Genomic DNA, 23,396 nt, shown 5'->3' with positions numbered 1-23,396 from the left:
AATCCTTAATATTCTAAAAAATACCGCTGCAGGGTTTTTAAATCATGTGTTTTGGTGAGCCCCACCATTAAAAGGATTCTGGCTTTGGCGGGGTTTAAATTGTCGCTGGTTAAGAAGTGGTATTTGGCATCGTTGATTTCGCCAGGCTGGGTCACCTCCCCGCTACCCACGCGGCTCGAGCGCACCACCACCACGCCCTTTTTGGCCGCTTCTGCTAGGGCACTGAGCACGGAAGGGAAGAGATTGCCATTGCCCACGCCAGCACTCACAAGCCCCTCAGTCCCCCTAGCCAACGCCGCTTGAACAAATTCGGGGTTATCGTTCTCGTGCGCGTAGAGAATATCCACCCTAGGTAGACTTTTGATGTTGGCAATGTCGAACACGCTACTAAAGGTATGCTTTCTTAAGGGTTGCATGTAAAAGCGCACCTGCCCGTAGATCACAGATCCAATAGAGCCAGTGTTTAAAGATTTAAAGGTGTCGGTGTGGGTGGTGTTGGTTTTGCTCACTTCTCTAGCGGCGTGGATCGCATCGTCCATTACCACTAAGACTCCCTTATTGTAGGCCTGTTTGCTGGCCGCCACCGCCACGGCATTGTAAAGGTTTAAGGGTCCATCGGCACTAAGAGAGCTGGCGTTACGCATCGCCCCCACAAACACAATGGGCTTTTTGCTGTGCACCACAAGGTCTAAAAAATACGCACTCTCTTCCATTGTGTCCGTGCCATGCGTGATCACCACCCCCTGTACTTCTGGCTTGTCTAGCAGGGCTTGGGTGCGTTTAGCCAGCTTCAATAAAGTGGCGTTGTCCATCTCTTGCGAGCCGATGTTGCTGATCTGCTCACCCTTTAAGATGGCGAGCTCTTGCAACTGGGGCACGGCTTTTAAGAGCGCACTCACACCCACCACCCCCGCCTTGTAGGCACTGCTTAAATGGCTGTTAGAATTGCCCGCAATCGTCCCCCCTGTCGCCAAGACATAGATTAAGGGCTTGGCAAAGCACACCCCCACAAACAACAAAGACCAAAGAAAACGCATAAAAATCCTTTTAAAACACAGAATGCTCCGATTTTAGCGCAATTTTCTGCACACTTGGCAAATATTCCTAGCTTAAGCTAAAAACACGGCTTAGTTTGCTAAAATGGGCGGTTTAGATTTCACATAAGGACACGCATGCAAACCCTGTCTATCATCAAACCCGATGGTGTGAAAAAACACATCATCGGTAAAATCATCACCCGCTTTGAAGACGCGGGGCTCGAGGTGGTGAAAATCAAACGTCTACACTTAAGCCGAGAGCAGGCCGAGGAGTTCTACGCCATCCACCAAGACCGCCCCTTCTTCAACGATCTGATCGCGTTCATGACCAGTGGCGAGGTGGTGGTGATGGTGCTAGAGGGACCCAATGCTGTAGAGAAAAACCGCGAGCTGATGGGCGCGACCGACCCCAAAGCCGCTAAACCCGGCACCATTCGAGCGGATTTTGCCGAAAACATCGATGCGAATGTCGTGCATGGCAGCGACAGCGAAGAAAACGCCCATCGAGAAATCGCCTTTTTCTTCAGCAAATAGTGCGCCTAGAAATGCAAAAAATCGGGCATTCGGCGAAGTCTGTAGCGTGCACCTTTGAGGGCGTGCGCTTAGACGGGCAGGTGCGCCGAGTCGCCCCCAAGCTCTTTGTGCTCGAGGGGCGTTTGCACGGAGAGGTCGCCGTTGTGTGCGCTAGAAGTGCGCAAGTCTTTAACAAAACCATGTCCCAAGATTTAAAACTCCTGCTCTGCGATGGGATGTTTGACCCCAAGCAGGGTTTGGAGGGCCTGGGCGTGGATGCCCTAGACACCATTGAGTGTTTTGATGGCATTATTGATTTCGAGGATATTTTGCGCTCTGAAGTGCAGAGTATCCAAGCCGATTACCACTATTTAGACCAAGTATAAAGGATGAAAAATGGCAGTGCCTGATAGACGCGTGAGTAAAACGAGGGCGCGAAAACGCCGCACCCATTACACAGCTAAATTAGCCATGCCCGTGAAAGGCAAGGACGGTAGCTGGAAATTGCCCCATTTTGTCAATCGATTCACAGGCAATTACAAATAGGTAACGATGAAAATCGTTGTTGATATGATGGGGGCGGACCTTGGGGTCCTACCCATTATTGAGGGCGTTTCTAAGGCGTTGGCCAACAAGGCGTTCGAGCCCATTTTGGTGGGCGATGCCAAGAAGGCGAAGGCGTTCATTTCTAAGGACTTAGCTTCTAAGGTGGAAGTCATTGACTGCCCCGACTTTATCCGCATGGAGGAGCAGGCCACCGAGGCACTCAAGCGCAAAGAGGCTTCGATCTTCGTGGGGATGGACATTTTAAAAAACGGGGCAGATGCCTTAGTGTCTGCCGGGCACAGCGGGGCGACAATGGGGCTTGCCACGCTCAAACTCGGGCGCATTAAGGGTGTGAGCCGCCCCGCTTTATGCACGCTTATGCCCTCTGTGGGCAAGAGGGCGAGTTTGTGCCTAGATGTGGGCGCGAACACCGATTGCAAGGCGGAGTATCTGCTGGACTTTGCCATCTTGGGCTATGAGTACGCCAAAAGCGTGTTAGGCTACGGCAACCCCACGGTGGGGGTTTTAGCCAATGGCGAGGAGGACAGCAAGGGCGATAGCCTCACCAAGGAGGCGTTCAAACTGATTCACGACTACCCCCTCTTTGCAAATAATCCGTCCATTTTTAAGGGCAATGTGGAGGGCAACGACATTTTTATCAATAGCGTGGATGTCGTGGTGTGCGATGGCTTTGTGGGCAATATTGTGCTTAAGACCACCGAGGGGGTTGCCAGTGCGATTGGCAGCATCTTTAAAACCACAATCAAAGAGCATTTCAGTGCAAAAATCGGAGCGTTTCTCTTAAAAGAGGCCTTTGGCACGCTCAAGCAAAAAACTGACTACGCTGAGTATGGTGGCGCGCCGCTCTTGGGTGTGAATAAAGCAGTCATCATCAGCCATGGCAAGAGCAATGCACGGGCGATTGAATGCGCCATTTACCAAGCGATTCGAGCTAAGGAAAGCGGCGTGGCGGAGAAAATGGCGCAAGCCTTCAGCCATAAAAATGCGGGCGTACAAAGCCCCCCTGTTTCGTAAAGGAAGTCCATGCCCTATGCGATGTTGCGCTCTGTAGCGGCTTATGTCCCCCAAAATTGTGTCCCCAATACTGCCTTTGAGGAGCTATTGGACACAAGCGATGAGTGGATTCAAAAGCGCACAGGGATCAAAACCCGCTATTTTGCCAGCCCCAAGGAAAAGAGCAGCGATTTGGGCATGCAGGCAGCCAAGCTTGCCATTGAGCGGGCGGGCTTAAAAAAGGAGGACATTGATTTGGTGTTGGTGGGGACACTCAGCCCCGATTATGTCGCCATGCCCTCCACCGCCTGTGGCCTTAGCGCAAAATTAGGCCTAGAGAACACGCCCAGCATGGATTTGATCGCCGCGTGCAGTGGGTTTATTTATTTGCTCGCCACCGCTAAGGCGTTCGTGGAGAGTGGGGCGTATCAAAATGTGCTGATCGTGGGGGCGGAGAAGTGCAGCAGCATTTTAGACTTTAGCGACCGCTCCACTTGCGTGCTCTTTGGAGATGGGGCGGGGGCGTGTGTGATTTCACCCACTGAGGATGTTAAAAAGAGTATTTTAGATGTAAAAATCGCGGCCAATGGCAACTTTGGCGACTACCTTTACACCCCACGCAACATTAAGGCCAGTGCCTTTTGCCCCGGATATGAGGACATCCAAGCATTGCGCATGAAGGGCAATGAGGTGTTTAAACTTGCCATTAAAACCCTGCTAAAGGATGTAGAAGAAATCCTTCAAGCCAACGCCATTGCTCCTGAGCAAATCACCTATTTTATCCCCCACCAAGCGAATTTGCGCATCATCCAAGCCGTGCAAAATCAGCTCGCCTTCAAAGAGGAACAAGTGGTCTTGACTGTGCAAAAATACGGCAACACCTCCGCGGCCAGCATCCCTATGGCGATGAATGAAATTTACGAGCAAGGCAAGCTCAAAACGGGTGATTTAATGCTCTTAGATGCCTTTGGTGGTGGCCTCACCTGGGGTTCTGCATTGGTGTATTTTGGCGAAAAAGCGTAGCTTTTCCTTGAAGGCGTAGCCTTTTCTCGAAAGCATAGCTTTTTCTTAGAAAAAGATATAGCTTGTTCAAGAGGTGCTTAAAGCGATACACTCTATTAAATCTACCGCATGCATACGCGTGAGAACAAGCCCAGTCTTTGCCCCATCTTAAGCGAGAAGCATGGGTGCGGGCAGACATAATGCACCCATCATCAAGGATGTGCTCTTGATATCCACAGGTTGCCCTCTAAAGGGTGCCTTGATTTTTAGGATTATCCTAAGATTTTTAAACTCCCCGTTTTGGCAAGCTCCAAACTCTACAAGCAAGTGGGCAACTCCATCATCCCACTCCTAGCGCAAAAATCGCTAAAAATCTATCAAGTTAAAAGTGAGCTTCAAGACAGACAACCAGGCTTAAAACCACGCCCAATCTTTAAGTACCCTTACGCGCAGTTGGATAAAGTGGATTGATGGTTTGCGATTAGAGCAAAAAGGATAGACATGAATAGACATAAAAAGAGATTAAAGACAGGGGTAGAAAAAAGCAAGGGATTAGAATAAAACTTTAGTTCAGCTGTGCTTAGCGGTTGCTGTGGGAGATAAAAGGCTAGAAATATGCAATGCCCTAAAATCAAGTTAAAGCAATGCAGCGCACTAAAACTGGCATACTCCCCCATAACTAAAGCTAGGGGATTTAGGGCGCGAGCACTAAAGATGCATTGCATCGCATTTTTAAATTCAATCATGCTTATGTGGAGGGTATAAATTAACCCCTCTTGATCGCATGTAAATACTCGGTGGTGCTGGCTTTGATTTGTAAGCGTTTGGAGTCGGCTTTAAAACGGCTGTAATCTTGGCTTTTGAGATGATATGTGCCGTATTGGCTAAAAATGGACTTGATTTCCTCTAAACTGAGCAGCCCTTCATCGTTGTAGCTTAAGAACACAAAGCGCGCAGAGGTGCATTTAAGGACATGTTCTAAACTTTGAAGTGCCAAAGACTTTTTACACCAAGCCGACTTGTTATAATCCCTTAAGCCCGTTTTTCCCTTGGGAGTGAAGTCGTCATATAGGGCAATGCTGTTTAAGATATGGTAGTTTGCCCCGTATTCACGTTGGTTGTAGGGGGGGTCTAGGTATAAAATGTCGGTTTGCAGGCGGGGGATGATTTCTTTGGCATCCGTGTGGTAGGCATAGTGGGGGTTGGGGCTTAAGATCAAGGGAGCAGCAGTTAGGATCAACTCTTGTTGTGCGCTTTTTTTGAGCTTCTTTAAAAACGCCCCATAGACGCAGGCGGTGTTGGCAATTTTATCTGCCGCCTCTAAAAGCGAAGTGAGTAAAAAATAATGCTCGGCTAAGCTTGTCTCCCCCGTGGTGTGCCAGTGCTCAATTTGGGTGCGCATGGCATCGATTTTTAAGGCGTTGCCATCGCTAAAATACTGCCGCCCCTCCCCACCCCCTAGGGCGTAGTGTTGGTAGATTTTGCCCGCTAAAGGGGGCAAGTGGTTGAGCTCATCTATGAGCATTTTTGCTCTCTTTAGGGGTTTAGTGTTTTCGATGTAGTGCTTGGCAAGTACAAAACTATAAAACTCTTTGTCGTTGCTGATGATTTGTTTAGCGTAGTTCTTAAAGAGCCGCCCTACTGCCGCCGTGCCTGAAAACAAATCCGTAAAAACACAATCGGCTAAACAAACCCCATAGCCTTGCAACACCTCGTTGATGTTGCTCAACAAAAAATGGGAGAGTTTGTGTTTAGAACCTATGTAGTTCATTGGCTTAGTTGCTTTTATTGTGAGGGGTTTGGCTGTAAGTCCACTTGCGGTAAGTCTCAGGGTCGTAGAGATAACAGCCCACACAGCCCAAAACTTCATCGTAGTTTTCATCGCCTGCATAAAAAGGGTGGGGATTGCCTAGAGGTTGTGTTGCGTCCCATCGTTTCCCCATTTCTTTACACTGTTTACAAGCCTGCCTTTTCATGTCATTGGCGGCTTTACAAAGGGGTTGAAAATCCCCTAATTGTTGAGTCTTTTGGTTGGAAACACGCATATCGTCTTTACGCCCATCCTGTATGATCAATTTCTATTTTCATGTTCTTTCATGTTCTCACTTGTCCCCACAAAGCCCAACATAACACAGGGCTTTTTTCTAAAGCTTCTCTAATATCCTTTCTAATGCTTTGATTAAAAGAAACATTTTCATTGAACCCGGCCAAGCAGATGCGAATGGCGTTGCCCGGGGTTTGGCTTTTGTCCGTTTTTATGCGGTGTTTTTTTGCTAAGGAGCGGCTGCCAAGCTCCCAACTCAAACCATTGCCCAGCGCAAGACTCGCATACTGCCCTTTAAATTCGCTCACACGCACCCAATGGCTGATGTCTTGATCGTTAGGCTGTGCGAGCTCTATAAACAACTCGGCTTGTGTGGGTTTTTCTTTTGCCATAAACTTCTTTATTCATAGGGTAGGGAGTATTTTACCCAAAGTCCCTAAAAGCACAACGCCCCATTTTCAATAAAACAAGCTACAATGAGAGAAAAAAGAAGGATACATGTTAAGCATAGCGCACAGCTCCGATGCGGACGATATTTTTATGTTTTACGCCCTAGTCTTTGGCTGGGTGAGCTTTCCTAAGCCCTTTAGCCACCACGCCCTAGACATTGAAACTTTAAACCAAGAAGCTTTGAGGGGCACGCACGCCATTAGTGCCATTAGTTTTGGGCTTTACCCGCTCATTAAGGAGCATTACGCCCTATTGCAACCGGCCACAAGTTTTGGGCTAGGCTATGGGCCTAAGCTCATTAAGCGCAAGGACAAGCCTTTAAAAAAGAACTTTAAAGTGGCTTTAAGCGGACAATACACCACCAACGCGCTGTTGTTTCGACTCTACTACCCACACGCGCGGGTGGTGTATAAAAACTTTTTAGAGATCGAGGGGGCAGTTTTGAGCGGGGAGGTGGATGCGGGGGTGCTGATCCACGAGAGCATTTTAGATTTTCATAGCGATTTAGTAGTCGAAAAAGAGATTTGGGAGGTGTGGTGTGAGCTCACCAATAGTCAGTTGCCCCTGCCTTTGGGGGGGATGGCTTTGCGCCGCTCAATCCCGCTCACGCAAGCCATAAGCATGCAAAGGGCACTGAGCCAAGCAATCATTCTTGCCCTCAAACACCAAGATTTATTAGCAAGCATGCTTTTAGAGCGTCATTTGGTGCGGGTGCATAAGACGCATTTAGACACCTACCTAAAAATGTACGCCAATACCAGCTCTTGCGCGCTGAGTGAGGAGCAAATGGCGGGCATTGATGCTTTATTTGCCCTAGGCTTTAAACACGGGCTCTACCCTGAGCTGGTGGCGTGCAAGGACTGCTTAATCCCAGATGGCTATGAAAATCTGCGCTTTGCTTAAAGGATAGCTAGGTGGCTAAGAACGAGTACATTAACAGCTCCAACCCCCCTCATTTAAAACTTTATTTTGACCACTACGAGCCCACACAATCTAAGGGGGTGGTGGTACAGATCGCTACGGGCATGGTGGAGCATAAGGAGCATTATAGATGGGTGGCTACTGAGCTTTGCGCTAGGGGGTATGTGGTCTTTGTTGCCGATCACAGGGGGCATGGCTTGAGTGTGCTGGAGAGTGGGGAGATTGCTTGGGGACAGATGGGTGCTGAGGGCTTTGAGTGGGCGGCTAAGGACATGGCAAAACTAGCTACACACATTAAAACTCTATACCCCACGCATAAGTTGGTGGTCTTGGGCCATAGCATGGGTTCACTACTGGCTAGGCGGTGGGTACAACACGGCTACGCCCCTTTGGATGCCTTGATTTTGACCGGCACGCCCGCCCCCTTTTTGGGGCTTAGACTGTGCGCTTTTTTGCTAAAAATCTTAAGCCGTTTAAATATCCCCTTTAAGGGTGGGGTCAATGCACTCTTTAGTTTGCACCCCAGGGTGCGGGCGTATCAGGGTAATTGGGTGTGCCGCAATACGGGGGCGTTGCGCCTCTTAAGGGTCGATCCGGCTTCGCGCTTTGTGTTTAGCACTAAAAGTTTTGCGCTCTTGGTGGAGGGGGCGGTGCGGGTGTTTCACACCCACGCCTATGGGCGCAAGGACTTACCCATTTTGTTTTTAAGCGGACTGGATGATGTGTGCGGGGGCTTTGGCGTGGGGGTGATTAAAGCGCACCACTGCCTAGAAAAGCAGGGCTTTAAAGACATTGAACTGCGCCTTTTTTCTAAGGACCGCCATAAAATCTTGGATGAGAGCGACAAACAGGCGGTGCTAGAGAGCCTTTTAAAGTGGCTGGAGAGCAAGGGGCTTTAGCGGTTTTTCATTTGTTGGATATGCGCCACTTGAGCGAACACAATCGCCACCGCCTCAAAGAGCACTTTAGGGATCACCTCATCAATATCCACATCTTGGTAGAGCTGGCGGGCGAGTTTAGGATTTTCAATGATTTCGATTTCATGCTCTCTTGCCACGCCTTTAATGCGGATGGCTAAATGGTCGATCCCCTTAGCCACCACAACGGGGGCGGGGTCGTTCTCCTCAAAGCGCAGAGCCACAGCATAGTGCGTGGGGTTGGTAACGACTACATTGGCACTAGGGATGGCTGCCATCATTTTGCTCATGGAATTTTTGAGCATGAGTTGCTTGATTTTGGCTTTAATTTCTGGGTTACCCTCTTGTTGTTTGTATTCGTCCTTAACTTCTTGTTTTGTCATTTTGAGCGAGTCTATGTATTGTCGGCGTTTTAACATAAAATCCAGCAAAGAAGCCACTAAAAATAAAAACAACAAACTGGCGATGACTTCTAAAGATTTGCTTTTAAACCACAGTAATTGGTCTTTGTAGTTGAATGCAGCCACACCCACCAGCTCATCTATAAACGAATATACCAAGACAAAGCCCAAAATGAAGGCGATAAAAACCTTTATGGTGATGAGTAGTCCGTCTAAGAGCCTTTTTAACCCAAAGAGGTTTTTAAAGCCCGTGATGGGGTTGATTTTGCTCCACTTGGGCGCGATGGCCTTAGGACTGAATAAGAAGCCAAATTGCAAGACATTGGCTAAAAATGCCACAAGCCCCACTAACAAAAGAAAGGGCAAGAGCACCCATAAAATGTCTTTGACAAGTTGCAAGCAGAGCACATACAGATTGTGGGGTGTGAAGTCTAGCTTGATCCATTGCAAGGACTGCCTAAACATGCTCTCAAAGCTCTGCAGCCAAAATTTAAAGAAGGCAAAAATCCCCCCAAAGCTCGCCACCAAACCCAAAAACCCCAACACCTCTAAGCTCTTGACAACATTGCCCTCTTCTCTGGCCTTTTCGATCTTTTTGGCCGAGGGCTGTTCGGTTTTTTCTTCTTCAGCCATTGAGTGCCCTTAAATAGTCGCTGTAGGTGTTTAGATTGCTGAACTCTTTACTTTCTGCCACTGCCACGCTAAAGCCTATTTTTTCAAACACCGCCCCCACTCTTTGTTCTCCACCCTCTAGGGCTTCTTGCAAGGGGTGTAGGGCACTTGGCTGGCATAAGCTAGGCAAGTAAAAAGTCTTGGGGCTTTTAAGATAAATTAGGGGGGCTTTTTCGCGGTTGTCATAGAGTTTTAAAAGGCTTTCTTGGCGGATAAAAGGCATATCCACAGGGATAAAGACCATCGGGGCTTTTAGGCTGCTTAAAGCGTGCGCCATGCCAAAGAGGGGGTTAAAATGCGTGCTAGGCTCCGTTAAATAGCGTGCCTGCAAGGGGTAGGGCTGTTTGCAAGAAATATAAACTTCTTTAAACCATTGTTGTAATCTCGTGTATTGATACTCTAAAAGCGTGGTGTATTTAAATGGTAATAGGGCTTTGTTGAATTGTTGCCCCTCTATTTGCATGCGCTTGCTTTGCCCTCCGCAAAGCAACACACAGCTTAAATCCTGCACTAGGCAATCCACTTAGAGATTTTTTGGTGCAATTCTTTAAAACGCAAATCCAAATCATGCTTGCGCTTGGTGGCTAGCTGGATAAACTCTAATTCCCGCTCAATCCCCACAAAATCACGCCCGAGTAAATTCGCCGCAATGCCTGTAGAGCCCGAGCCACTGAAAGGGTCACAAATTAAACTTTCTTCTGTGCTTGCCATTAAAATCAAACGGCTTAGTAGACTTAGGGGCTTTTGCGTGGGGTGCTTGCCTAGGCTTTTCTCCCACGGGGCGATGGCCGGCAATGTCCAAACATCGCGCATTTGCTTATTGCCGTTGATCTCCTTCATGTGTTGGTAGTTGAAAATATGGGCGTGCTTGGGGCTTTTGCGCGCCCATAGGATTTGCTCGCTGGCATGTGTTAGGGTGCGGCAAGAAAAATTAGGCGGGGGGTTGCTCTTATGCCATGTAATGATATTCAAGAGCTTAAAGCCTAGGGTTTGCAAGGCGAGTCCCAAAGAAAAAAGATTATGGTAAGTCGCGCTGATAAATAGCGAACCTGTAGGCTTTAGGGCATCTTTAGCCAGACTTAGCCACTCCACATTAAAGGCGTGCATGTGCTCTAGCCCCTGCGATCTGTCCCACTCTCCCTTATTGACACTCACAATCTGCCCGCTTTGGATACTAAGCCCCCCATTGGAGAGAAAATAGGGCGGATCGGCAAAGATCAAATCCACACTCTCTTTTAAATGGGGCAACACCTCCAAGCAATTCGCGTGGTAGAGGATGAATTTTTGATCCGCGCTCAAAAAGGCGGGGCTAAGCATGGCTTAGCTCCCCTAAGAGGCTATTTAATCGGCTTAGATTATAGACACGCACGCTTTTATAGGCCTCTTGTAATTTATTCTTAGCATCCATCCACCCCTGCCCGTCCGTGATCCAAATAAACTCTTTATGCGGGTGCTTGGCAAAGCGGGGGGTAAGCTCCAAATACGCCCGCGCGACCTCGTTTAACTTGCTCCCCCCACTGCTGTAAAAATTGCACTCGATAAAATAGGTTGTCTGTGCGCCATAGATCACAAAGTCAAATTTCTTAATGTCGTTGCCAAAGCTGGCGTGCAAGTCCTTAAATTCTGTAACACTCACCTGTGCTTTAAAATTAAGCTTGGCTTGTTTTAAAGCACTTTCTAAGTGTTTCTCCATCCACTTCCCGCTGCGGTTTTTACGCGCGTTGCTGTCTAGTCCAACTTCGATCCCAAAAACAAAATCATTAAGGTCGTGGAGATGCCCAGCACTCAAAATCTGCAAAAGCCCGCTTTCTTGAAGAAAGGTGCAAATGGCTTGTGGGCTTTCCCAGTAGTAACTTAAATATCTCTCTTCTTTTGTAGGGGTTAGCACAATCATCTCTGCCCTTTGCTTTTTGGCATCGTTAATGTTTATGGCGAGCAATAAAGGCAGGATTTGGAAGGCTCTAGGGTATTCTTGGAAAAGTAGATGAACTTTTGCAAACAAATCTTCTGCTCTAACACCCAGTAACAGATTTAAGTGGTTACAACAAATGCGAATCTTATCTTGATTTTCTAGGCACTTTTGCCAATCCACGAAAAAATCTAGTGTCCGGTTCGTCTTTTGGAGAGTGGCTAAAAATTCTGTAAAAGGCACGGGGTTTGTCATCAATTTCCTTAAAGGGTTTTAAATGGCGGCATTTCAGCCCAAATTCTTTATAGATTTGCTATTTTACCCATTTAGTCTAAAAAGTGGAGAAGTTTATGCTCGTGGATACCTTTGCAAGACAGATTGACTATTTGCGGGTGTCTGTTACCAAGCAATGTAATTTTAGGTGTCAGTATTGCATGCCCACCACGCCGATGGACTTTGTGGAGAGCGAGGAGCTTATACCCCTAGATAAAATGCTTGAGTTCATTAAAATCGCCATCGATGAGGGAGTGGCTAAAATTAGAATCACGGGTGGAGAGCCCTTGATCCGCAAGGACTTAGCCCCCTTCATCGCTAAAATCCATACCTACGCCCCGCATGTGAAGTTGGCTTTAACCACCAATGGGTTTTTGTTAAAAGCCCAAGCGCAGCAACTTAAAGAAGCTGGGCTAGAGCGGGTCAATGTGTCTTTAGATTCTCTAAAGCCTGAGAGGGTAGCTAAAATCTCACAAAAGGATGGCTTAGAGGCGATTTTAGAGGGTGTACAAGAGGCGTTAAGGGTGGGCTTGGGGCTCAAGTTCAACATGGTCGTGCTCAAGGGCATTAACGAGGATGAGATCATTGCTCTCTTGGAGTTTGCCAAAGGCAAAAACGCCCAAATCCGCTTCATTGAGTTTATGGAGAACACGCATGCCAACAGCCAATTAAAGGGGCTAAGCGAGGCGCAGATTTTAGAGGCAGTGCGCCAAAAATACCCCAATCTATGCCTGAAAAGCGAGGGGGTGAGCCCCTCTAAGATTTACGCCCTAGAGGATGGCTACGAATTTGGGATCATCGCCCCGCATAATGACGACTTTTGCAAGCACTGCAATAAAATCCGCTTGAGTGCCGATGGAACGATTTTCCCCTGCCTTTACTACCAAGATAGCGTGAGTGCCAAGAGCGCGATTTTACAAACCAACCCCGCCTTAATGCGCCAAGCCCTGCATCAAAGCGTGCACAACAAACCCGAAAAGAATTTATGGCAACCGGGCACGCAAAACCAAGTCTCCGAGCGCGCTTTTTACAAAACGGGGGGATAACCCTAAGAAGGACAACCATGGATTTATTAGAACAAGCCCTAAGCGGGCAATGCACTGAGGCGAGCGTTTTAGCCAGGCTTTATGATTACGATTTATTCGCCTTAGCCAAAGAGGCGCACGCCATCCGCACGCGAATGCACCAAGATAAAGTCTTTTTCAACACCAACCGGCATATTAACCCCAGCAATATCTGCACGGATAGTTGCAAGTTCTGCGCCTTTTCAGCCAGCCGCAAGAACCCCAACCCCTATGAGATGACCCAAGCGCAGATTTTAGAGCAGATTTCTAGCTCTTATGCGCGGGGCATTAAAGAGGTGCATGTGGTGAGTGCGCACAACCCCAATTACAGCTATGTATGGTATTTTGAGCTCTTTAGGGCGATCAAGGCGGCGTTTAAGGACTTGCATTTAAAGGCAATGACGGCCGCCGAGGTGCATTTTTTAAGCACGAAGTTTAACAAGCCCTACCAAGAGGTGCTAGAGGACATGCTACAAGCGGGGGTGGATAGCATGCCCGGGGGTGGGGCGGAGATTTTTGATGAAAAGGTGAGAAAACACATTTGCGCGGGCAAGGTGAGCTCTACTAGATGGCTTGAAATCCACCAGTATTGGCACTCTTTAGGCAAGATGAGCAACGCCACCATGCTTTTTGGGCATGTGGAGAGCAGGGAACATAGATTGGATCACATGTTGCGCTTGAAACACGCCCAAAGCCCGCAAGAGAGAGTAGAAGCCAAAGAGGGGGGCTTTAACGCCTTCATCCCCCTGCTCTATCAAAAAAACAATAACTTTTTAAAGGTGGAGCATAGCCCTAGCGCGGTGGAGATTTTAAAGACGATTGCTATCGCGCGCATCGTGCTCTCAAACATCCCCCACATCAAAGCCTATTGGGCAACCTTGGGGCTGAACTTAGCCCTAGTGGCACAAGAGTTTGGTGCGGATGATTTGGACGGTACGATCGAGGTGGAGATGATCCAATCAGCCGGGGGGGCCAAGAGCAAAAAAGGGGTGGGCAAAGAGGATTTGATCTACCAAATCAAGGATGCCCGTTTTCAAGCTATTGAAAGGGATAGTTTGTATAACCAGATTTGCGTATGGTGAAAAGTGTGTATTTTGGTTAATTTTTTGTTTACTAAAATGTTATTTTTGAGTATAATGTGCGGGTTGCAAAAGCAAAGTGCAAGGATTCCACATTAAAAAGTTTTTCACATTTTGCCTAGTTTGGCTTGGTCAATTTTTCTTACCCCTAGATGCCGCTGAGGAAAGAATCACCCAGGTCGAATATAAAAACCTATCTTACATGTCTGACATGCTCGCCAACGAGATTGTCAAAATCAAAGAAAATGATATTTTAGACCTCAAGGCGGTGGACGATGCCGTCTTGGCTCTATACAACCAAGGTTATTTCGAGGATGTCTACGCCACCTTTAAAAAGGGGAAGTTGACCTTCCACTTCAAAGAAAAACCCCGCATCGCCAGTATTGAAATTAAAGGCTATGGGACTGAGAAAGAAAAAGAAAACCTTTATAACCAAATGGGGATCAAAAAGGGCGACACCTACGATGAAACCAAGTTGGACAATGCCAAGTATATTTTAAAAACCGCCCTAGAGCAGCAGGGCTACTATGGTAGTGTGGTGGAGACCCGTACAGAAAACCTCGCTGGTGAGGGGGCGTATCGGATCATCTTTGATGTGAACCGCGGGAATAACATCTACATCACTAAGTCTGTCTACGAGGGGCGCAAACAACTCAAATCACGCTTAGTTGAATCTTTGAGTGCGAATAAACAGCGGGATTTCATGGGTTGGATGTGGGGCTTGAACTCGGGGAAATTGCGCTTGAATGAGTTGGAGTATGACTCTATGCGCATCCAAGATGTCTACCTGCGCCACGGGTTTTTGGATGTTAATGTATCCTCCCCTTTCTTGAACACCAACTTCGGCACACACAAGGCTAAGTTGTACTATAAGGTGAAAGAAGGGATTCAATACCGCATAGCCGGCATTGAGATCAAGATCAACAAACAAGTTGTGCCGATGGCTAAACTCTTGAAGGCAATCAAAATCCACAAGGGCGATGTTTTCAACATTGAACACATGCGCTCGGATGCCCAGATTTTAAAACGAGAGGTCGCCGACCAGGGCTATGCTTTTGCGGTGGTCAAGCCCGACCTAGATAAGGATGAAAAACACGGCAAGGTGAAGGTGATTTACCATATCGAAACGGGGGATGTGGTCTACATCAACGACATCATCATCTCGGGCAACCAGCGCACCAGCGACCGCGTGATCCGCCGCGAGGTGTGGCTAAGCCCCAAAGAGCGCTACAGCTTGAGTAAAGTCGCTGCTTCAGAGAACGCCTTGCGCCGCTTGGGTTTCTTCTCTAAGGTTAAAATTGAAGAGCGACGGGTCAACAGCCAGCTGATGGACTTGTTAGTGAATGTCCAAGAGGGGCGCACTGGACAGTTGCAATTTGGGCTAGGTTATGGCAGTTACGGGGGGCTTATGCTCAATGGCAGTGTGAGCGAGAAAAATCTCTTTGGCACAGGCCAAAGCATGAGTTTATACGCCAATATCGCCACAGGAGGGGGCAATAGAAACTACGGGATTCGAGGCAGTGGACGGATGTTCTCGGGCAACTTAACCCTAAGAAACCCCCGTATTTTTGACAGCCGCTACAGCTCGTCTATCAGCCTTTTTGCCGAATACATCATCAACTATAACTATATCCAACAAGGCGGGGGCTTTAGCATCAGCGCGGGGCGCATGCTCACTAACACGTTTAGCATGAACTTGGGTTACAACTACAACATCAATAAAATTTTGGGCTTCTCTAGTCCCTTGTATGAGATGTTTTACAGCAGTAAAAACACCGTAATTACATTCGATGGCGTGCCCTTTAAAGGACCCAATGGGCAGGTCTTGCATGGCTTATGGAACAGAGATTACAACACGCCCGCCACCAGCTCCTTCACTCTGAGCACGCATTTTGACAACACAGATGACTACTACTTCCCCAGAAATGGCTTTACTTTCACCAACTACACCACCATGTCCGGCCTGCCTTCAGACCACCCTCTCAACTCATGGAATGGGCTGGGCGGGAATGTGCGCAACACCAAAATCTACGGCAAGTTTGCCGCTTATAAAGACCTTAAAAAACTCTTGCTCATCGATCTCATCGCCCGCTTCAAGACCCAAGGAGGCTACATCTTCCGCTACAACACTGAGGACTACCTGCCCCTTAACTCCGTGTTCTATATGGGGGGTGTTACCACTATCCGGGGCTTTAGAAACAGCTCGATCACGCCCAAAACCAATTTAGGTATGTGGGTAGGGGGCGATGGTCTCTACACGGGTTCGGTGGAGCTGAGCTATGGGCTCTTAAAAGCGGCTAAAATGCGCTTGGCGTGGTTCTTTGACTGGGGCTTCTTGACCTTTAAAACCCCCAATAAAGCTGGGGGCTTTTGGGAACAAACCTATGCGACCGATGTGAGTTTTAAGGATTATGGCGTGGTGGGTGCGGGCTATGAGCACGGCACTTGGCGGGCTTCTACGGGCTTACAAATTGAGTGGATTTCACCCATGGGGCCCTTGGTCTTGATCTTCCCCATCGCCTTTTTCAACGATTGGAGCGACAAAAAGGGCTTGTGGTTCAACCCCAACATGCACGACTATACCCAACGCTTCGCCTTCTCAATGGGTACCCGTTTTTAGGAGAACACATGCGTTTGAGTAGAACAGAATTATTAGATTACATGGCAAACAAGCCCTTAAAAGAGTTGGGGCAAATGGCTTTGGCCAAAAAGCAAGAGTTGCACCCGGAAAACACCACAACTTTTATCGTGGACCGCAATATTAATTACACGAATATTTGTTTTGTGGATTGTAAATTTTGCGCCTTCAAGCGCACGCTCAAAGACAAAGATGCCTATGTCTTGGACTTTGAGACGATCGATCGCAAAATCGAAGAGCTCTTGGCGATTGGAGGGACACAAATTTTATTTCAAGGCGGCGTGCATCCACAGCTGAAGATCGACTACTATGAAAACCTCGTCAGCCATATCGCTAAGAAGTTCCCCACCATTACCATCCACGGCTTTTCAGCAGTGGAGATCGACTACATTGCTAAGGTGTCCAGGCTTTCTTTGCAAGAAGTGTTGGAGCGTTTAAAAGCAGCGGGGCTAAGCTCGATTCCTGGGGCTGGGGCAGAGATTTTAAGTGATCGGGTGCGCACAAAGATTGCACCCAAGAAATTAAGCGCGGATCGTTGGATCGAGGTGCATAAAGAAGCCCATAAGCTGGGCATCAAAAGCACAGCAACCATGATGTTTGGCACAACAGACACCGATGAGGATATTGCCGAGCACTTGGAGAGGGTGCGCAATTTGCAAGATGAAACAGGGGGCTTTAGGGCGTTCATTCTATGGAGCTTTCAGCCCGATTTCACACCCCTACAGCAAGAAATGCCTCACATCAAAAAGGCAAGTTCGAACCATTATCTGCGTTTGTTAGCTTGCAGTCGGTTATTTTTAGATAATGTTAGAAACATCCAAAGCTCTTGGGTTACACAAGGGGCACTCATCGGGCAGTTGGCCCTACTTTTTGGGGCCAATGATTTGGGGAGTGTGATGATGGAAGAAAATGTCGTTAAGGCGGCGGGGACAAGCTTTTGCTTGAACGAACAGGAGATGGTGCATTTGATCGAGGACATCGGCAGCAAGGCAGCCAAGCGCAACACGGCTTACGAAATCTTAAAACGCTACCATGTCTAATAAAGTCCGTAGCGCGCGCTACACCCTGCTCTTGGTTTTGGCCGTTGTGCTTCTTGCCGTGTTTGGAATTTATAAGGAAGGAAATATGCCAACAAAAACAAAGACACATGAAAAATCCGCACAAGTGATCAAACGGGATCAAGTTGGTAAGGGGATGCATTACTTTGAGGTCAAGGGAGTGAAAATCCCCGTGATTTATGAAGACAACCACATCTTGCCTATGGGGACCATCAAGCTGATGTTCATGGGTGGGGGCAATATCATGGACAAGGATAAATACGGCCTTTCAAAGCTCAGTGCCAGCATTTTAAACGAGGGGACTAAAGAGCTGGGTAGTGTGGCCTTTGCCGAGCAGTTGGAGCAATTAGCCATTACGCTAGATGCAGACATCCGCCTAGAGTCTTTACACATCGACCTAAGCTTTTTAAAAGAATATGAGGACAAGGCGATTGGCTATTTACACGACCTCTTGCTCTCGCCCAACCTCACTCCAAGCACTTTAGCTAAGGTCCAGCAGCGCATGGTCGCTGCTGCCTTGAATAAAGAGAGCAATTTTGACTATGTAGCACAACTGGGGCTCAATGAAATTTTATTTGCCGGCACGCCCCTAGCGCATCCGGCCACCGGTACACCCAAAAGCATTAAATCCATCTCTTTAGACGATGTCAAAAAACGCCTAGAGGATGCGCTAGACATTGAGCGCTTGATCATTGTCATGGGCGGGGATTTGGATATCAATAAAACCCTAAACTTTTTAAAGCCCACCCTAGAAGCCCTGCCCTCTAACAAGCCCTTTTTCACCCCATACTTTGACACCACCAATAAGCCCGAAACCAAAATCATTTACAAGGACAGCCAACAAGCTTACATCTATTTTGGCTCCCCCTTTATGATGAAGGACTTAGAAAAAGACCTACCTTTAGCCAAGGTGATGGGTTTTGTACTGGGTTCTAGCGGGTTTGGTTCACGCCTTATGGACATCATCCGCGTAAAAGAGGGTTTGGCTTACAGTGCATATATGCGTATCCAGCTCTCACGCATCATCAACTGTACCACGGGCTATTTACAAACCAAGCTGGAGAACCAAGACAAGAGTGTCGAGCTGGTTAAAAAGGTGATCGAGGAGTTTATTGCAAAAGGGATCACTCAAGAGGAGTTAGATGGGGCTAAAAAGTTCCTACTAGGTTCTGAGCCCCTGGCCAATGAAACAATCAGTAAGCGGCTTACCAGCAAGTTCCACAACTTCTACTTAGGGCTACCCCTAAACTACGATGCCATCATGCTCGAGCGCATCCGCAAGATGACCTTGAAAGAGATCAACGACTACATCAAGTCCCACACAGAGATCAACAATCTAAGCTTCAGCATCGTGACCATGGACCCCAAAAACCCTAAATACAATAAATTAGTGGGTAAAGAGGAGAAAAAAGAGGCTAACTAAGGTATTTATAATACGCCGCACAAGCCCCCTCAGTGCTCACCATACACGCACCCACGGGGTGGCTGGGTGTGCACGCCTTATTAAACAAGGTGCAATCTAAGGGTTTGGCTTGGCCTTTTAAAATCGCCCCGCAAAGACAATTTTTAGGCTCAAGCACGCTTGCCTTTGGCAGGAACTCAGCAAAGACCACTTCCGCATCAAACTCTCTAAACTCAGGGCGCAAACACATGGCAGAAAAGGCAATATGCCCTAGCCCCTGCCACTCAAAACTTTCTCTTACCTGCATGGTTTGAGCGATCAAGCTTTGCGCCTTTAAATTGCCTTCAAAGCTCACCACACGGCTATATTGTATCTCTAACAAGGCTTGTTCTCTAATGGCTTGGCGCACAATGCGTAAAATGCCATCTAAGACATCCACGGGCTCAAAACCTGCCACAACAATAGGGATTTTAAACAGATCAAGTAGGGGTTTATAAATCTTAGCCCCCGTGATCACGCTCACATGCGAGGGAGCGATCAGGGCATCGATCTTAGAGTTTTCTAGCACTGCTTGCACACTGGGGGGCACAAGCACATGGTTGTTATGTATGAAGAGGTTTTTTAACCCCTTTTCTTTGGCTTGCAACACAAGGCTAGCCGTCATGGGTGTGGTGGTTTCAAACCCGATCGCTACAAATACGACCTTTTTATCGGGGTTTTGTGCAGCCACTTCTAGGGCTTGCAGGGGGGCGTAGGCAAAGCGCACATCGGCCCCCTGTGCTCTTAGAGATTGTAGGTTACCCTTGCTGCCGGGCACACGCATTAAATCCGCTAGGGTGATTAAAATTGTATTTGGCATTTGGGCCAAAGCGATGGCTTCATCGATGCGCAGTTTGGGCATCACACACACGGGGCAGCCCGGGCCGTGCACGAAGTCTAGGGGTGTGTCTTGCAAGAGATTCAAGAGACCATAGCGCATCAAAACATGCGTGTGTCCTCCGCACACCTCCATGATTTTAAAGGGGGCTTTGAGCGAAGCACTCTCTTTTTTAATCTGCCCCACAAGGGCTAAAATGGCGTTCTTGTCCCTAAAAGAGTCGATGAGATCAGGCATCTTGCTCCATTTTGGCAATCATTTCTGCGTAAAGCTTTAGGGACTCTAGGGCTTCATTGGTGTCGATCTTGCCCACCACAAAGCCCACATGCAAGAGCACAAAATCCCCCACCTCCAAAGGCTCGTCCATTAAGTCTAAACTTGCCTCTCTTTGCACGCCCATCGTTTCTAACACCGCCACATTGCCCTGAAGGGCAACGACCTTAGAGGGGATCGCGAGGCACATTAAAAGGCGTGGGTGGATTGGTAATTCTCAGCCCGTCTTGAAACAATGAAATCTTTAAAAGCTTCTAGACTAGCCCGATCTTTAGAGCTTAGGGTAAAAATGGGGGTGTTTGGCTTTAACTTATCCATGTCCTCTTGCACCTGAGAAATCCTAAAGCCAAAGACGTCCATGAGATCCGCCTTGCTCACCACAACGGCATCAGCACATAAAAACATGCTTGGGTATTTGAGCACCTTGTCATCGCCCTCTGGTGTAGAGAGCAAGACGATGTTCATCGCCGCGCCCAAGTTGTAGCTGGAGGGGCAAACCAAGTTGCCGACATTTTCAATCACTAAGTAATCGCTAGCAGTGATTGCCCCCTTGTCTTTTAAAATGTCATACGCCCCCTCCAACATCGCTGCCTCCAAGTGGCAGGCCTCCCCTGTGGTGATCTGCTGGGCGGCGACATTTTTCTTAATCAAGCGGTCAGCGTCTCTGTTGGTCTGTAAATCCCCCTCAATCACACAGAATTTAAAATCTTCAAAGCTGGCTAAGTTTTCTAGCAGCGTGGTTTTGCCACTTCCGGGAGAACTCATGAAGTTGAGTACATACAGCCCATCGGCCATGTAGCGTTCTTTCATCTCAAGAGCTTTTAGGTCGTTCTTGCTTAAGATTTTCTCCACAACTTTGACATCTTTTTTACTCAAATTGGGGTTGTTATTAAGGCTTTGTTCTCTTGCCGTTGCTTCGATCATGTGTAGCTCCTAAATTTAAAAACTCCCCATGTTAACACAAAAGGTTTAATAATCTCTTTGCAAGCAAAAAAGATTAAAATATTTGGGTGTTACCCTTAATATTTTTTAGCAACAACACCCATAAATGTGCTGAGGTGCAAGTCATTTTAGGTCAAGAAATCTTGCCCTACACAAGCCTTTTAGGGCGTGTAGAAGTTGTAGAGGGTGGGCAGAGTTTTGAAGAAAACGCCCATTTAAAAGCGCAGACACTCTATCCCCTTTTGGCCGACAAATTTCAAGACTTTTGCGTGTTGGCGGAGGATAGTGGGCTGTGCGTGCAGGCTCTAGGCGGATATCCGGGCATTTACAGCGCACGCTTTGCAAGCATAAAGGAGAGCGCAAAAGCCATCATGGCGGGCAACTTCACACCCCCTAGTTTGCCCGCAAGCGACACAGAGAACAACAACAAACTCTTGGCGTGTTTAGATGCATTGGGGCTTTTAGAATCGCCCGCTTGTTTTGTGTGTGTGGCGGCTCTGTGTGGGTGTGTGGGCGGACAAGAGGTTAGCCAAGCCTTTAGAGGGGAGTGTTGGGGTAAGATCGTAAAAGCCTCCTTGAAATCTAATGCTTTTGGTTATGATCCCTTATTCATTCCCAAGGGCTATCACACCACCATGGACACCTTAAAAGAGAAGAACAGAATCTCGCACCGCTTTTTAGCGTTGCAGCAAGTACAAAACTTCTTGAAAGACTTAGTGCCTTAAACGCCACTCACACTTGGGCTTGCGACACTGCTGATCCTTGCAAAACCCGCTCTCTGTGTGTATCAAACTCGAGGCTAAATAAAGCGAATTGCGTAATCAGCAGTAGGCAGTAATTTGTTTATCTTTTTCATTTTTAACTTTTAGGTGGCTGCAGTCAATGTCTTAGAGGTGAATTTGGCTAAGAGTTAGGGAAGCGATCTTGATAGAGCAGGTGGCTGCCTATAAGGTGGAAAACAATGGGGGTTTAGCCCACAAATGTGGCCGCACCTTTGTATTAAACAAACACCCACATACCATCGGTGTTAAATGAATAAGTCCACAATGCCACCTTAAAGAGGCGGGGGAGCAACTCTGTTGCACTGCTGTTTCTTGCGGGGTATTGGTTGTCTAGCCAAAAGGTTTAAAGCTGTCATTAAACATTCTTTGGGGTATTGTCTTTTTGGCACATACAACCTCGGATCTGCTGGCTAGCCAATCCCCCTAAGGGGATTGCTACGAGAGCTACCATAACGGGCAAGAGCACGCACCAAGTTTCTTAAAGTATCCTTTTTAGCTTTTTAAGTGGACTGGATGCGCCACTCTAGAGGTATGAAATGGGGGATAATGAGATCGCCGTTTAAAAGAAAGTTTGGCAAGTTAGGCGGTTTTCTCTCCAAAGTGATGCTCTTTTGGGGTAGATCTGTTAGACCATAGATGCGCATTGCGTTCGTACTGATAAAATCCTGTAAATGCTCTAGGGCGTTATGCTGCTCAAAGAGGGTACAAAGCCCGCTTAAAAGTAAAGGCGCACTAAACACTCCAGCCGCACAGCTGTAGGTGTGCTTGGTGCCGGTTAAATGCGGCGCGCTGTCCGAGCCAAAGGAGACTTTTTTGTGGGCTGTCAGGGCAAGCTCTAGCAGGGCTTGCTGGTCTTTAGGGGTTTTTAAAAGGGGCTTACAAAAGAGATGGGGCAAGAGCGCGCCACCGGCCAAAGCGTCTAAGTTTAGGGCTAAGTGGTGCAGAGTCAGGGTGGCGTAAATATTGGGGTATTGTTCTAATAGGGCAATGCTACGCCGATCGCTCATGTGTTCTAGGATGATTTTTAGGTTCTTAAAGGTCGCGGCTAGGGTGTGGATGGTGGTGTGAAACTCAAATTCTCTTTCAAGTACAAAGCCCGTGCTCTCGGCATGCACGCACAAAATAAAGCCCAAGTCTTGTGCTACTTGCAAAATTTCTAGTATTTTGGGGCTTAAAATGTCGCCCACCCCTTGTACGGAGTTGGTGGTGGCGTTCTTGGGGTAGAGTTTGAGTAAAAACAGCCCCTGTTCTTTGGCAGATTGCAGGCTTTCTTTGTCTAGCTGGTCGTTTAAATACAAAGCCACGAGGGGTTTAAAGCGGGGGGCTAGGGTGGCAATTTGTGCTTGGTACTCTAGGGCTAGGGCGGGGGTACTTAAGGGGGTGCTTAAATTGGGCATCACCACCGCTGCGCTAAAGGGGACGGCACTAAAGGGCAGGATGGCTTTTAAAAGTGCACCTTCTCGTAGGTGCAGGTGCATGTCTAAAGGGTTATTTAAAGTGATTTGCATGGCTTGGCCTTAGCGGTAGATGAAGTAGCGCACGCGGATACGGATTAAAGTCGTGGTGGTGGGGCGGGGGGGGG

At 47.8% G+C, this 23,396-nt stretch carries 25 protein-coding genes; 13 read left to right on the top strand and 12 right to left on the bottom strand.

All coding sequences use genetic code 11. The features are described from left to right. Positions 1 to 5: 5 nt before the first annotated feature. Positions 6 to 1,037 (bottom strand): type II asparaginase, encoded by a 1,032-nt coding sequence (locus tag AOG36_RS02750; RefSeq protein WP_053825441.1) that lies wholly within the window; start codon positions 1,035 to 1,037, stop codon positions 6 to 8. Between the two features lie 135 nt (positions 1,038 to 1,172). Here AOG36_RS02750 and ndk point away from each other — a divergent pair, with 135 nt between their 5' ends. The 5 genes from ndk to AOG36_RS02725 are packed head-to-tail and all read left to right on the top strand — an operon-like array spanning position 1,173 to position 4,133. Continuing rightward, positions 1,173 to 1,571, top strand: a complete 399-nt coding sequence (gene ndk / locus AOG36_RS02745) for a nucleoside-diphosphate kinase (protein ID WP_015106302.1) — start codon at positions 1,173 to 1,175, stop codon at positions 1,569 to 1,571. Continuing rightward, a complete protein-coding gene (locus AOG36_RS02740; protein ID WP_015106301.1) occupies positions 1,571 to 1,936 on the top strand; it encodes a hypothetical protein in 366 nt (121 codons plus the stop codon). The genes ndk and AOG36_RS02740 overlap by 1 nt, the downstream gene beginning before the upstream one ends. Positions 1,937 to 1,946: 10 nt before the next feature. Continuing rightward, positions 1,947 to 2,096, top strand: coding sequence for a 50S ribosomal protein L32 (rpmF, locus tag AOG36_RS02735; protein ID WP_015106300.1), 150 nt, complete (start codon positions 1,947 to 1,949; stop codon positions 2,094 to 2,096). A gap of 6 nt (positions 2,097 to 2,102) precedes the next feature. Continuing rightward, entirely contained in the window at positions 2,103 to 3,131 is a 1,029-nt protein-coding gene (gene plsX, locus AOG36_RS02730) for a phosphate acyltransferase PlsX (protein WP_015106299.1), read from the top strand. 9 nt (positions 3,132 to 3,140) lie between these two features. Further along, a complete protein-coding gene (locus AOG36_RS02725; RefSeq protein WP_015106298.1) occupies positions 3,141 to 4,133 on the top strand; it encodes a beta-ketoacyl-ACP synthase III in 993 nt (330 codons plus the stop codon). A 745-nt stretch (positions 4,134 to 4,878) separates the two neighbouring features. Here AOG36_RS02725 and AOG36_RS02715 read toward each other — a convergent pair. From AOG36_RS02715 to AOG36_RS09215, 3 genes are read right to left on the bottom strand one after another with little or no spacing between them, the layout of a single operon-like run. Next, positions 4,879 to 5,883 carry a DNA adenine methylase gene (locus AOG36_RS02715; protein ID WP_053825439.1) on the bottom strand — a complete coding sequence of 335 codons (1,005 nt, stop codon included), beginning with the start codon at positions 5,881 to 5,883 and terminating at the stop codon, positions 4,879 to 4,881. 4 nt (positions 5,884 to 5,887) lie between these two features. Beyond that, complete coding sequence (locus tag AOG36_RS09220) at positions 5,888 to 6,157, bottom strand: NlaIII/IceA1 family type II restriction endonuclease (protein WP_265341730.1); 270 nt, start codon at positions 6,155 to 6,157, stop codon at positions 5,888 to 5,890. A 49-nt stretch (positions 6,158 to 6,206) separates the two neighbouring features. Beyond that, positions 6,207 to 6,548 (bottom strand): NlaIII/IceA1 family type II restriction endonuclease, encoded by a 342-nt coding sequence (locus AOG36_RS09215; protein WP_265341731.1) that lies wholly within the window; start codon positions 6,546 to 6,548, stop codon positions 6,207 to 6,209. A gap of 106 nt (positions 6,549 to 6,654) precedes the next feature. On the opposite strand from AOG36_RS09215, the gene AOG36_RS02705 reads away from it, so the two are divergent. Together AOG36_RS02705 and AOG36_RS02700 are read left to right on the top strand one after the other, a co-directional pair. Further along, on the top strand, positions 6,655 to 7,509 hold the full coding sequence (locus tag AOG36_RS02705; RefSeq protein WP_015106293.1) for a menaquinone biosynthesis family protein: 855 nt from the start codon (positions 6,655 to 6,657) through the stop codon (positions 7,507 to 7,509). An 11-nt stretch (positions 7,510 to 7,520) separates the two neighbouring features. Then, positions 7,521 to 8,426 (top strand): alpha/beta fold hydrolase, encoded by a 906-nt coding sequence (locus AOG36_RS02700; protein ID WP_015106292.1) that lies wholly within the window; start codon positions 7,521 to 7,523, stop codon positions 8,424 to 8,426. On the opposite strand, the gene flhB is transcribed toward AOG36_RS02700, so the two are convergent. Genes flhB through AOG36_RS02680 form a run of 4 tightly spaced genes read right to left on the bottom strand, consistent with a single transcriptional unit; the run spans position 8,423 to position 11,681 of the window. Next, positions 8,423 to 9,478: a flagellar biosynthesis protein FlhB gene (flhB, locus tag AOG36_RS02695; protein WP_015106291.1), complete on the bottom strand. Its 1,056-nt coding sequence runs from the start codon at positions 9,476 to 9,478 to the stop codon at positions 8,423 to 8,425. The genes AOG36_RS02700 and flhB overlap by 4 nt on opposite strands. Next, positions 9,471 to 10,040, bottom strand: a complete 570-nt coding sequence (locus tag AOG36_RS02690; protein WP_231850681.1) for an NTP transferase domain-containing protein — start codon at positions 10,038 to 10,040, stop codon at positions 9,471 to 9,473. Before AOG36_RS02690 ends, flhB begins: the two co-directional genes overlap by 8 nt. Then, a complete protein-coding gene (locus AOG36_RS02685) occupies positions 10,028 to 10,834 on the bottom strand; it encodes a DNA-methyltransferase (protein ID WP_015106289.1) in 807 nt (268 codons plus the stop codon). The genes AOG36_RS02690 and AOG36_RS02685 overlap by 13 nt, the downstream gene beginning before the upstream one ends. Continuing rightward, the gene (locus AOG36_RS02680; protein ID WP_015106288.1) at positions 10,827 to 11,681 is read right to left on the bottom strand and encodes a type II restriction endonuclease; all 855 of its coding nucleotides are present in this window, start codon (positions 11,679 to 11,681) and stop codon (positions 10,827 to 10,829) included. Before AOG36_RS02680 ends, AOG36_RS02685 begins: the two co-directional genes overlap by 8 nt. 95 nt (positions 11,682 to 11,776) lie before the next feature. Here AOG36_RS02680 and moaA point away from each other — a divergent pair, with 95 nt between their 5' ends. The 5 genes from moaA to AOG36_RS02655 all read left to right on the top strand — a co-directional run bounded on the left by moaA (position 11,777) and on the right by AOG36_RS02655 (position 18,961). Beyond that, positions 11,777 to 12,745: a GTP 3',8-cyclase MoaA gene (gene moaA, locus AOG36_RS02675; RefSeq protein WP_015106287.1), complete on the top strand. Its 969-nt coding sequence runs from the start codon at positions 11,777 to 11,779 to the stop codon at positions 12,743 to 12,745. Positions 12,746 to 12,762: 17 nt separating this feature from the next. Next, positions 12,763 to 13,845 (top strand): aminofutalosine synthase MqnE, encoded by a 1,083-nt coding sequence (gene mqnE, locus AOG36_RS02670; protein WP_053825438.1) that lies wholly within the window; start codon positions 12,763 to 12,765, stop codon positions 13,843 to 13,845. Positions 13,846 to 14,044: 199 nt separating this feature from the next. Beyond that, entirely contained in the window at positions 14,045 to 16,462 is a 2,418-nt protein-coding gene (bamA, locus tag AOG36_RS02665; protein ID WP_053825562.1) for an outer membrane protein assembly factor BamA, read from the top strand. A gap of 8 nt (positions 16,463 to 16,470) precedes the next feature. Then, positions 16,471 to 17,520 carry a dehypoxanthine futalosine cyclase gene (locus AOG36_RS02660; RefSeq protein WP_015106284.1) on the top strand — a complete coding sequence of 350 codons (1,050 nt, stop codon included), beginning with the start codon at positions 16,471 to 16,473 and terminating at the stop codon, positions 17,518 to 17,520. Then, positions 17,513 to 18,961: a M16 family metallopeptidase gene (locus AOG36_RS02655; RefSeq protein WP_015106283.1), complete on the top strand. Its 1,449-nt coding sequence runs from the start codon at positions 17,513 to 17,515 to the stop codon at positions 18,959 to 18,961. The genes AOG36_RS02660 and AOG36_RS02655 overlap by 8 nt, the downstream gene beginning before the upstream one ends. Here the strand turns inward: AOG36_RS02655 and hypD are convergent. From hypD to hypB, 3 genes are read right to left on the bottom strand one after another with little or no spacing between them, the layout of a single operon-like run. After that, positions 18,954 to 20,054, bottom strand: a complete 1,101-nt coding sequence (gene hypD, locus AOG36_RS02650; RefSeq protein WP_015106282.1) for a hydrogenase formation protein HypD — start codon at positions 20,052 to 20,054, stop codon at positions 18,954 to 18,956. The genes AOG36_RS02655 and hypD overlap by 8 nt on opposite strands. After that, positions 20,047 to 20,280 carry a HypC/HybG/HupF family hydrogenase formation chaperone gene (locus AOG36_RS02645; protein ID WP_015106281.1) on the bottom strand — a complete coding sequence of 78 codons (234 nt, stop codon included), beginning with the start codon at positions 20,278 to 20,280 and terminating at the stop codon, positions 20,047 to 20,049. The genes hypD and AOG36_RS02645 overlap by 8 nt, the downstream gene beginning before the upstream one ends. Further along, the gene (gene hypB, locus AOG36_RS02640) at positions 20,280 to 21,014 is read right to left on the bottom strand and encodes a hydrogenase nickel incorporation protein HypB (RefSeq protein WP_015106280.1); all 735 of its coding nucleotides are present in this window, start codon (positions 21,012 to 21,014) and stop codon (positions 20,280 to 20,282) included. Before hypB ends, AOG36_RS02645 begins: the two co-directional genes overlap by 1 nt. 86 nt (positions 21,015 to 21,100) lie before the next feature. Here hypB and AOG36_RS02635 point away from each other — a divergent pair, with 86 nt between their 5' ends. Then, positions 21,101 to 21,757 (top strand): non-canonical purine NTP pyrophosphatase, encoded by a 657-nt coding sequence (locus AOG36_RS02635; RefSeq protein WP_015106279.1) that lies wholly within the window; start codon positions 21,101 to 21,103, stop codon positions 21,755 to 21,757. A gap of 557 nt (positions 21,758 to 22,314) precedes the next feature. Here AOG36_RS02635 and pyrC read toward each other — a convergent pair. After that, a complete protein-coding gene (gene pyrC, locus AOG36_RS02630; RefSeq protein ID WP_015106278.1) occupies positions 22,315 to 23,322 on the bottom strand; it encodes a dihydroorotase in 1,008 nt (335 codons plus the stop codon). Positions 23,323 to 23,396: the final 74 nt, after the last annotated feature.

This window comes from Helicobacter heilmannii (genome assembly GCF_001283065.1).
GTDB classification, from domain to species: domain Bacteria; phylum Campylobacterota; class Campylobacteria; order Campylobacterales; family Helicobacteraceae; genus Helicobacter; species Helicobacter heilmannii.
The sequence above is the reverse complement of the archived record's forward strand: the minus strand, read 5'-3'. Positions and strand labels throughout refer to the sequence as shown.